Origin of the sequence: Bacillus sp. EB600 (assembly GCF_024494385.1) — a bacterium.
In the GTDB taxonomy this organism is placed as follows: Bacteria; Bacillota; Bacilli; order Bacillales; family Cytobacillaceae; genus JAEVLT01.
Genome location: NZ_JAEVLT010000068.1, coordinates 1 through 9,494, shown reverse-complemented (window position 1 = coordinate 9,494; position 9,494 = coordinate 1). Strand labels below are relative to the sequence as shown.

Here is a 9,494-nt window from a genome sequence, read left to right as displayed (position 1 = left end):
ACACAGGTCTAATTGTAAATTAATTTCCAAATGGACAGAACCACCTTTAACTAGGTATTTAACCTTTTGGCTTAAACTAGCAAGAATTAATAAACTGAAAATTGAGACATTATTTATGCAACACTAGTGAAGTCATGTAAACAACGTATTCTTCTAGACAGCACCTTGCAACATCAAATTTTACAACCGTTTGTTGCCTTGAAGGCAAACTAAAACGCCTTAAGGCGTTCTAAGAAGTAGAAAATGCCCTTGTTCTTCTTGGAAGGATGTAAAGAATGGAACGTTTATCTAGGCAAGGTTATTCGCTGTCTTCTCAATGTCAAGATATCACTACATTGAATACGTTGAATACATTGTTTACGAGTTAAGATATCAAGTAATCAAAGTAATTTTTTACTTAATTTTTCTTCTTGAATACTTTAAATACTCCCGATTTTCATAGTCAAGATAACCGCATTTTTCTGACGCTACCCCTAATTGCACTCCTAACTAAATAGAATAATACAAATAGTCTTCAATAAAAATAATCATTCATGACATCTCACGAATGATTATTTTTATCCTTCCTTTGACTTATTCAGAGACTTTAATCACAATTTTACCAAAAGCACCACGACCTAGATGCTCGTAAGCTTTGATAGCCTCGTCGAATGAGTATACTGTATCAATAACTGGATGGATATTTAGTTCATTAAAGGCTTTGTTCATGTCATCGACTGCTTTGCGGTGACCAACATAGATACCATGAATCTGCGCTTGTTTTGCTAATAATGCAAATAAATTCACTTCTGCCATCATACTTTTTAGGAAGCCGATAATATAAATATGTCCTTGTAGTGCAAGTGCCTCGATTGAACGGTTAATACTATCTCCACCGACAACCTCTAAAATATGTTGAGCGCCTTTGCCATCTGTCAGTTTTAATACCTCTTGTTCCCAATCTGGTGTCTTAACATAGTTAATAACTTCTTTTGCACCTAACGCTTTAACACGCTCTCCTTTTTCATCACTACTAGTTGTAACAATCACGCGTGCGCCTAATGCAGAGGCCATTTGAATCGCAAAAACAGATACGCCACCAGTACCTAATACTAGTACTGTATCGCCAGCCTTGATTTTGCCGTATTCTACAAGTGAGAACCATACTGTTAATGGAGCAATTGGCAATGTTGAAGCTTCTTCATCTGTTAAATTGTTAGGTGCCATCACTGCTGCATATTCCTCTAATAGCATATTAAATCTGGTAGATAATCACCATCTATAATTGATTTATCACGGAAATTTAATGATACTGCTTTTACTTTAATTAAAATTTGTTTTGGACCCGGTGTTGGTTTTTCCACTTCAACTAGTTTTAAATTCTCTAATCCGACACCTTGTTTTTGCCATGCTTTCATTTGATCATTACCTTTCTATTTTAAAAGTGAAATCGAAGGGGACTTAGGTACACTCTCTTGTCCTAGTTCCTCGATATCTTCCATTGCATTTGACTATTTTTCACAAGAATGACATGGTTTACACCAATCATTTTTAGTGTGTAATAAATTCTCGTAATCTTACACATCTCTTGCTAAATCTTACTTGCAATATCATCCTAATTTATATACGATAAATTTAAAAGTACGCGCATTTTTGTTTTGTACTATACAATTTGTTCCCTAGTATATTTTTTATACTATATAAATTAGGAGTGACAGTATGAGTAATATAAAGAAGGAAATCAATGAGGATACGTATCCTTGTCCAGTTGAGGTAACTGTAGATATCATCGGTGGAAAATGGAAAGGGCTTATCTTATATCATTTAATTTCAGGTACAAAACGTTTTAAGGAGTTAAGGAGAATGTTGCCTAAAACTACGCAACGTATGTTAACATTACAGCTTCGTGAGTTAGAAAAGGATGGAATTATTCATCGCGAAGTCTATCCTGAAATCCCACCAAAAGTGGAATATTCACTAACCAACTTTGGTGAAACATTAAAACCGATTATCTTTTTAATGAGGGATTGGGGCGAAACGTATGAAAATGAAGTGTTACTTAAACGACAATCAATAGAAAACGAATAAAATATCTTTAAGCCAGTGAATTATCCCAAGTTAAAAGGATTGTAAATAAATACACTTAAATTAAACCAGCTAATAGTTTGTCAACATTTTTCAATAAAATATTTTAAACAACCATAAAAAAGATCATGCAAAATAACCTTCCACTATCTCATTTTTGGAAGGTTTTGTTGTATTTAGATATATATAGTTTCTAATCTATAACTTGGAAAGTAGTTCTGTTTTTTAGTAAGGCGTAAATCCGGTGTAAGAGCTTATTTACACAGGCATAATGGCTACTCTGAAGGGCTTTCCTTCTTCACGTTTCTTATCGTAAAACTCTCTTAGTCTTTTATTAGGTGCTATGATCTCATCAGTCGTTTTCTTTTTACGGGCATCACGAATACCACTTTGAACAGCCATATACAAGGCATGACGAAGCCTACAAGAACCCCGTTTGGTAATTCGATTTACTGATGCTGTAAACTTACCAGAAGAGTAAACGCTTGGATCTACTCCAGCGAATGCAACGAGCTTTTTGGCATTATCAAATCGATCTATCTCACCAATTTCGGAAATAATCGTGGCGGCGATTTTTTCTCCGATTCCAGGGATAGACTGGAGTATATGATATTCTTCAATTTCTTTAGCGAGGGCATCTATTGCATCTGCAATCTTAGATAGATGCTCTTGATATTGGAGAACGATCTTGACTAATAACTCAAGATTAAAAATATTACTCTGGTACAGATTGTTTTGAAACGGATTACGTAGGGCTGCTTCTCTTAATTTTTTAGCCTTTTCGTTTGCCCATGCATCTGAACGACTCATACATAGCGAAGCTATTTTCTCTGTTATTTCTTTTTCACTCACACTTAACACTGCTTCTGAAGTAGGAAATGCTAATAATGTAAGCAACGAGACCTTTGAATATAAGCTTCCAAAAATTCCTCTATATTCAGGAAATACCTGATCCAAAAGGGTATGCAGCCGTATTTTAGTTTGTGCTGATACTTTGGCAATACTTTCTTGTTGTCTTGTTAGATTACGAAGGTTTAATAGTTGAATTCCTCTTTTTTTATAAGGCTCTAACTCTTCTTTATAAAATAGCTCGCAAAGGTGATAAGCATCAACTGCATCTGTTTTTACCTTCCGTAAACTTGAACTCTTGGCTCGATGTGAGATAAGAGGATTGACAACAATATAAACATAATTGTGCTCCTCAAGAAATTGAATTACAGGAAAATGGTAGTGTCCTGTTGATTCTAAAACGACCGAAGGTTGATAACCACCAGCTAAACTCTTTACTTCATGAAGGAACTCTAATAAACTACCTAAACCTTTAGTATTGTGTTTGATACTAAAGCTCTTACGATATGGTTTGCCTTTGTCTAAAAATGCTTGAATTTGACTTTCACCTTTTGAAACATCCAGACCAATGACTGGATTCATAATCAAATCTCCTCCTCTGTATTTAACAATTGTCGGTATCCCCTAAGGCTTCTTGTAATGTCATAGGTTCGCTTGTTAAACGGGATCCATGTCCCAACCAGCCTGAAACATGTTTATACAAGTAGGGGGTGAAAAGCCCGAAGATATCATGAACTTCCAGGACTTAAAATTGCTGCCGAAAGAAAAGCAACTTCAAATATTAGATGATTACAATGAACGTTTTAATATGCCTTCGGTTGCTAAGATTTGGGATAAAGATGTTAAAAACGTTTACAATCTCCGATACACATTGAGAAAGAGCCTGGAAAAGGCCAAGAAAGAGGAAGCAAAAGTGAAAGAAAATGTTGTTGAGCATAAACAACTGGATTTGAATACAGGTATCGAGACGAAAAAAGAAAAAAATTCAGGAGAAAATGAGATGCTGGCATTTGCAGAAACAGAAGAAGAATTAACCGATACTCAAAAAGAATTAGAAAAGTTAAAACTAATTGTAGAGCAGCAAGCTCAATTATTACAGAGTTTTATAGAATCTCAGAAAACGGCTGAATATGTACCTGCAGCTGTTGAGTCCATTCAGGAATCTTTTCCTGCCTTTACCATGAAATTTGAAAAAGAGAATGAAGGGTTTATTCTCCATCAAGATCTCAAACGATTTATTACCGTTTTAGAGAAAAATCCAGATAAATTCAAAGTAGAAGTAAAGATTACAAGAATAGAGGAATTTTAAAATGGAACAGCTGCGTATGCAGCTTTTTGATTGGTCAGACAAACAACAGGATGAATTAAGTAAGGCATTTTTGAAATCGTTAGATAAGGACGATCCATTTGGTTTAAACGATGAGATAAAAATGATCACTTTCAAATGTTTGGATTGTGGCAAAGAGGATGAGGTTCCAGAATACGTTGTTGAAGAATTTCATTTTGATTTAAAAGAAGATGAAGAAGTGGAAGTAGACTGTCCTTATTGCAATGGAACAATGCGACAAGCGAGAAAAGACCCAAGTAAATAATCTTCACTTGGGTCGGGATTTAAGTCGCGTTGGCGATTTTGTTCATTTTCAATTGAATGATGAACAAATTTTTGCTATGAAAGGAAGAAATATAAACAATATTTGTTCTAGACAGAATATCTTAAATTTTTATATTCTATAAATATCCCGCAATAACAACATGAAGAGGTGATTAATGTAAAATTGTAAGCGGTGTCAATGTAAATCTAGTAACAATACGATTGTTTAGAAAGGGGAAGGGAATGAAAAAAGATAAAAAGAAATGGTCAAATGTACAAAAGCTAACCATTTTTACATCGGCATTAGCTTTGGTATCAAGTTTTTCACTGCAAAACTCTATTCATACAGCAAAAGCAGGGGAAGAACCAAAAGTAAATACAAAAGATAATACAAAAGATAATACAAAAGATAATACAAAGCAAAAAAAAGGGGAGGATTCATCTAAACCGAATGTCGTCTATATAGTTTTAGATGACTCGGGATTTTCCGATATTGGCAGTTACGGTTCGGAGATTAAAACACCTAACCTGGATTGGTTAGCACAAAACGGACTTCGCTATAACAATTCTCATGTAACCCCATTATGTTCACCAACCCGTGCTTCTTTACTAACAGGGCGGAATAATCATGATGTAGGAATGAGTACAGTTGCAAATTATGATTTTGGACCCGAATATCCAAATAAACGCGGGCTAATCAAACCGGAGGCAGCCACAATTGCCGAAGTGCTGGGTGAAAAGGGGTACACGAACTACGCACTGGGGAAATGGCATTTAGCTCCGACAGCACAAACAACTCCTGCAGGTCCATACAATAATTGGCCCCTTGGTAAAGGCTTTGACCGCTTCTATGGTTTCCTGGAAGATTCCACTGATCAGTATAGGCCGGATCTCGTCCAGGATAACACTCAGGTTGATGTACCGAATAAGGAAAACTATCATTTTTCTGAGGATATCGTGGATAAAGCAAACCAATATGTTATCAACCAGACTTCCGTTTATCCGGAGAAACCTTTCTTCCTTTATTTAGCCTTTGGAGCCCAGCATATGCCTCAGCAAGTACCACAAAAATACATTGATATGTACAAAGGGGTTTATGATAAAGGCTGGGATAAAATTCGCGAAGAGCGATTTGAAAAACAAAAAGAGTTGGGGATTGTTCCGAAGGATACAAAATTGGCCGAACGTAACCCGGGGGTAAAACCATGGGATACTCTGACAGAGGATGAAAAAAAGGTGTTTATTCGCTTCCAGGAAACGTATGCTGGATATTTAACGCATACGGACGAGCAAATCGGTCATTTCCTTGATACTTTACGATCTACAGGACAATTAGATAATACCATGATTGTCTTCTTAGCGGATAATGGCGCAAGTTCGATGGGGAAAAATACCGGTTCGATTAATCATTCGGTGGAATACAACTTGCTCCCGGAAAATCTGGAGGATATTAAGAATCATTTTAACGATATTGGAAGTGAACGTGCAGGGGCAGAATATCCGGCCGGCTGGGCGCAGGTAAGCAATACACCATTTAAAATGTATAAACGAACCACCTATTCAGGAGGAACACATACACCAATGATCGTATATTACCCGAAGCTCATAAAGGATAAAGGGGCTATCCGTAATCAGTTTGTTCATGTAAGCGATATCACTCCAACTGTTTATGACGTTCTTAGAGTAACTTTACCAAACGAAATAAAGGGAGTTAAGCAGATGCCTCTCGAGGGCAAAAGCTTTAAAGAAACATTTACAAATGAAAAAGCAGATGGCAAGGACACACAATATTTCGAAGTATCAGGGCAAAGGGCCATTTATCACGACGGATGGGAAGCGATTGGTGTTCACACAAAGGGCGAGTCTTATGAAAATGACAAATGGGAGCTTTATCATACAGCTAAGGATTTCTCTGAAACGAATGACCTTGCCAAAGAGTATCCTGAAAAGTTAGAGAAACTTCAAAATTTATGGGAGAAGGAAGCGAAGAAATACGGTGTCCTTCCAATGAATGATACATCTGTTGAGGGATTTTTAAATATTCCTGAAGATTCCCCGCGGGCCAGAAAAACCTTTGTCTATTATCCGGGAATGTCCCGCTTGACCGATTCAGCAGCACCACCAATTATGAATCGTTCTTATTCCATCACAGTTCCAATTGAACGTCAAAGTTCATCACAAAATGGTGTTCTTGCAGCGTTGGGCGGAGCTGAGAGCGGTTATACATTGTATATTAAAAATAACCGACTTGTTTATGAATACAATATGGGACCTGATGTTTACAAAATTGAATCGGATACTGAGGTACCTTTAGGCAAATCAACGATCCGATTTGAATTTGAGAAAACTGATACCAATAAAGGAAAAGGGATACTCATTATTAACGACAAAAAAGTTGGAGAAGGGACGATCGAAAAAACTCATCCATATAAAATTGCTTTTGAAGGATTGGATATTGGTAAGGATACTCTCTACCCTGTTAGTAAGGCCTACGAAAGTGAAGGATCCTTTGAATTTTCAGGAAAGATTGAAAAAGTCATATATGAACTCGAAGAAGATCAGGTATTAGTAAAATAAATAAGGGAAGTAATCTAAATAACCAGTGGCAGAGTCATTTGTCACTGGTTCACTATTTTTTGTGAGGTGGGTATTGATGAATAAATCTATTGAAAAAACAGAAGCAGGTTTTCATATGTTAGCAAAACCTTCCGGACCGATTTGTAATTTAGATTGTCATTATTGCTTTTATACGGAAAAGGTATCTTTATTTGAACCTAAAACTCCATTTCGGATGTCAGAGGAAATGCTTGAGAATTTTATCAAGAACTATATAGGATCTCAGGTTGCAGAGGAAATTCCTTTTGTATGGCAAGGAGGAGAACCTACCCTACTTGGCTTGAATTTTTATAAAAAGGCTGTTGAATTTCAAAAAAAATATGCAAATGGGAAAAGAATCTCCAATTCTCTGCAAACTAATGGAACATTATTAACGGATGAATGGTTTCCTTTTCTTGCTAAAAATAACTTTTTAGTTGGTTTAAGCCTGGATGGACCGGAAGGAATACATGACAAATACCGTGTTGATAGAGGTGGAAAACCTACTTTTCTTCGAGTTTTAAACACTCTGCATAACCTACAAAAATACAAGATTCAATATAATGTTCTTACATGTGTAACGAATGAATCTTCCAACACACCTCTTGAAATCTATCATTTTTTGAAAAATGAAGGTGTGGAATATATTCAGTTTATCCCGATCGTGGAAAGGCTGGCAGACGAACAAGCAGATGCGTTAGGGTTACGTCATGCTACACCTGCATCGATAAAGGAAGAAGGGGTTCATTTGGCTCCATGGACGGTGAATCCTGAGAAATATGGAGACTTTTTAATTACCATTTTTGAGGAATGGGTTAGAAACGATGTCGGGACGGTCAATGTGATGAATTTCGAGAGTTCATTAGTAGCCTGGATGGGGCTGCCGGCAACGGTGTGTATTTTTGCTGAGACATGTGGGAAGGCAGCCATCATTGAGCATAATGGGGATGTCTATTCCTGTGATCATTTTATGTATCCGGATTATAAGTTGGGGAATATTCAATCAGAAACCTTTAAAGAAATGATAGATTCCACCAGGCAATCTGAATTTGGCCAAGCGAAAAAAACAACATTACCAAAGTATTGCCAAACTTGTGAAGTAAAATTTGCTTGTCATGGAGAATGTCCGAAACATCGCTTTCTAACGACTCCTGACGGTGAACCAGGATTAAATTATTTATGTGCAGGCTATAAAAAGTACTTTACCCATATTCATAGATATATGAAAGTGATGGTACAACTCCTCGAAAACGACCTGCCAGCCTCTAAAATAAAGGATGTCATAAAGCATCCAATTATTATAAAAAAGTAAAGTTTCGGTCACAGTCCAGGTACCAGGAAGGACATGGGGACAGGCACCTCAGACCACCAAATAACACCAAAAAGTCCTGTGTCACAGTGCTTTATGATCTGTGACCACCCGAACTGTGTCGAGAGTTTTCGATCACCACCCTATAAACTGCACCCATGCTGGGTACACAACTAAAAAAAGGAACAGCCTTCGCTGCTCCTTTAAATTTATTCTTGCCTGTATTTCAGATAATTCCACCTGAAAAAGCACTTTATAAACTTCCGCGTCCCCCTAAGGTATGGTCACTGACGCCTCAAAAAATCTTGTTTCATAACAATGTTTCACAGAGCGGTTCTCTATACTTTTATGAACGGTCTTTTTGGGTCCTCATACGATAAGGAACTTACTTCATGTTTGTTGATCATTTATAAAAAGGAATACTATGATCAACTAATAATTATACCTCTGCTTTTTTTAACAGGCATACTGTAACACTCGTCGCAGACTCCATTATTATCATGGTATTCCCATTCATCCATTATTTCTTTATCACATTTAGAGTTCATGAGGTATTAAGAAACCGATATTAAATAAAAAAAGTGGCTGAGGGCCACTTTTGAAAAGAAGAAAGGATGTTTCACGGATTAATGCAGGTTATGTTCCATTTAAAGAGTAGTGTAGTTAGATTGTCCATATGATAGATATTTTGATTCACATAAGACAAAGGAGGAGAAATGAAAATAATAATAGTTTTTAATTATGGTGAATTCGAATTTACAAACTTTGATAAAGTAGTAAGGACACTTGACAATGAATTTGGTTTACGGTTGAATCGCCTTTGGCTGCTGGATCGATAATCCTTCGAGCAGCCATCGAACCTCCTGCTGAGAAAGTTTGCGTACCTCCTTTTCGTCTTTGGGCCATTACAGTTTACCATTATCCAAAAATAAAAAATTTAGGAGGCATTTTTGCAGCTCTATTGCATTTCCACTATTCCGCAATCGGGCGCGATTGCTGAACAAAGGGCAGTCGCCTTTTATTAGGCGAATCCGAATTGTTCTATAAATAATTGGATGTAAATAATTAAGAAACCCAGCTAATCTT

General features: G+C 36.6%; 8 protein-coding genes and 1 pseudogene. 6 read left to right on the top strand and 3 right to left on the bottom strand.

What is annotated here, in order from left to right; translation table 11 throughout:
- Positions 1-573 precede the first annotated feature (573 nt).
- Together JN080_RS27760 and JN080_RS27755 are read right to left on the bottom strand one after the other, a co-directional pair.
- The gene (locus JN080_RS27760; RefSeq protein WP_256239185.1) at positions 574-1,206 is read right to left on the bottom strand and encodes a zinc-dependent alcohol dehydrogenase family protein; all 633 of its coding nucleotides are present in this window, start codon (positions 1,204-1,206) and stop codon (positions 574-576) included.
- A gap of 17 nt (positions 1,207-1,223) precedes the next feature.
- Positions 1,224-1,397, bottom strand: coding sequence for a hypothetical protein (locus tag JN080_RS27755; protein ID WP_256239184.1), 174 nt, complete (start codon positions 1,395-1,397; stop codon positions 1,224-1,226).
- Positions 1,398-1,698: 301 nt separating this feature from the next.
- On the opposite strand from JN080_RS27755, the gene JN080_RS27750 reads away from it, so the two are divergent.
- Positions 1,699-2,067: a winged helix-turn-helix transcriptional regulator gene (locus tag JN080_RS27750; RefSeq protein WP_256239183.1), complete on the top strand. Its 369-nt coding sequence runs from the start codon at positions 1,699-1,701 to the stop codon at positions 2,065-2,067.
- A gap of 190 nt (positions 2,068-2,257) precedes the next feature.
- Here the strand turns inward: JN080_RS27750 and JN080_RS27745 are convergent.
- A pseudogene (locus JN080_RS27745) lies at positions 2,258-3,495 on the bottom strand (IS110 family RNA-guided transposase).
- Between the two features lie 169 nt (positions 3,496-3,664).
- Between JN080_RS27745 and JN080_RS27740 the strand changes: the two are divergent.
- The 5 genes from JN080_RS27740 to JN080_RS27720 all read left to right on the top strand — a co-directional run bounded on the left by JN080_RS27740 (position 3,665) and on the right by JN080_RS27720 (position 9,247).
- Positions 3,665-4,222, top strand: a complete 558-nt coding sequence (locus JN080_RS27740) for a hypothetical protein (RefSeq protein ID WP_256239182.1) — start codon at positions 3,665-3,667, stop codon at positions 4,220-4,222.
- Position 4,223: 1 nt separating this feature from the next.
- Positions 4,224-4,505 (top strand): hypothetical protein, encoded by a 282-nt coding sequence (locus tag JN080_RS27735; RefSeq protein ID WP_256239181.1) that lies wholly within the window; start codon positions 4,224-4,226, stop codon positions 4,503-4,505.
- A gap of 242 nt (positions 4,506-4,747) precedes the next feature.
- Positions 4,748-7,081 (top strand): arylsulfatase, encoded by a 2,334-nt coding sequence (locus tag JN080_RS27730; RefSeq protein WP_256239180.1) that lies wholly within the window; start codon positions 4,748-4,750, stop codon positions 7,079-7,081.
- 76 nt (positions 7,082-7,157) lie between these two features.
- A complete protein-coding gene (locus tag JN080_RS27725) occupies positions 7,158-8,411 on the top strand; it encodes an anaerobic sulfatase maturase (protein WP_256239178.1) in 1,254 nt (417 codons plus the stop codon).
- A 713-nt stretch (positions 8,412-9,124) separates the two neighbouring features.
- Positions 9,125-9,247, top strand: a complete 123-nt coding sequence (locus JN080_RS27720) for a hypothetical protein (protein WP_256239177.1) — start codon at positions 9,125-9,127, stop codon at positions 9,245-9,247.
- Positions 9,248-9,494: the final 247 nt, after the last annotated feature.

What these genes read in the sequence shown, in the direction of transcription:
- JN080_RS27760 (WP_256239185.1), bottom strand. Translation starts at nt 1,206, where the DNA reads ATGGCACCTAACAATTTAACAGATGAAGAAGCTTCAACATTGCCAATT.
- JN080_RS27755 (WP_256239184.1), bottom strand. Translation starts at nt 1,397, where the DNA reads ATGAAAGCATGGCAAAAACAAGGTGTCGGATTAGAGAATTTAAAACTA.
- JN080_RS27750 (WP_256239183.1), top strand. Translation starts at nt 1,699, where the DNA reads ATGAGTAATATAAAGAAGGAAATCAATGAGGATACGTATCCTTGTCCA.
- JN080_RS27735 (WP_256239181.1), top strand. Translation starts at nt 4,224, where the DNA reads ATGGAACAGCTGCGTATGCAGCTTTTTGATTGGTCAGACAAACAACAG.
- JN080_RS27730 (WP_256239180.1), top strand. Translation starts at nt 4,748, where the DNA reads ATGAAAAAAGATAAAAAGAAATGGTCAAATGTACAAAAGCTAACCATT.
- JN080_RS27725 (WP_256239178.1), top strand. Translation starts at nt 7,158, where the DNA reads ATGAATAAATCTATTGAAAAAACAGAAGCAGGTTTTCATATGTTAGCA.
- JN080_RS27720 (WP_256239177.1), top strand. Translation starts at nt 9,125, where the DNA reads ATGAAAATAATAATAGTTTTTAATTATGGTGAATTCGAATTTACAAAC.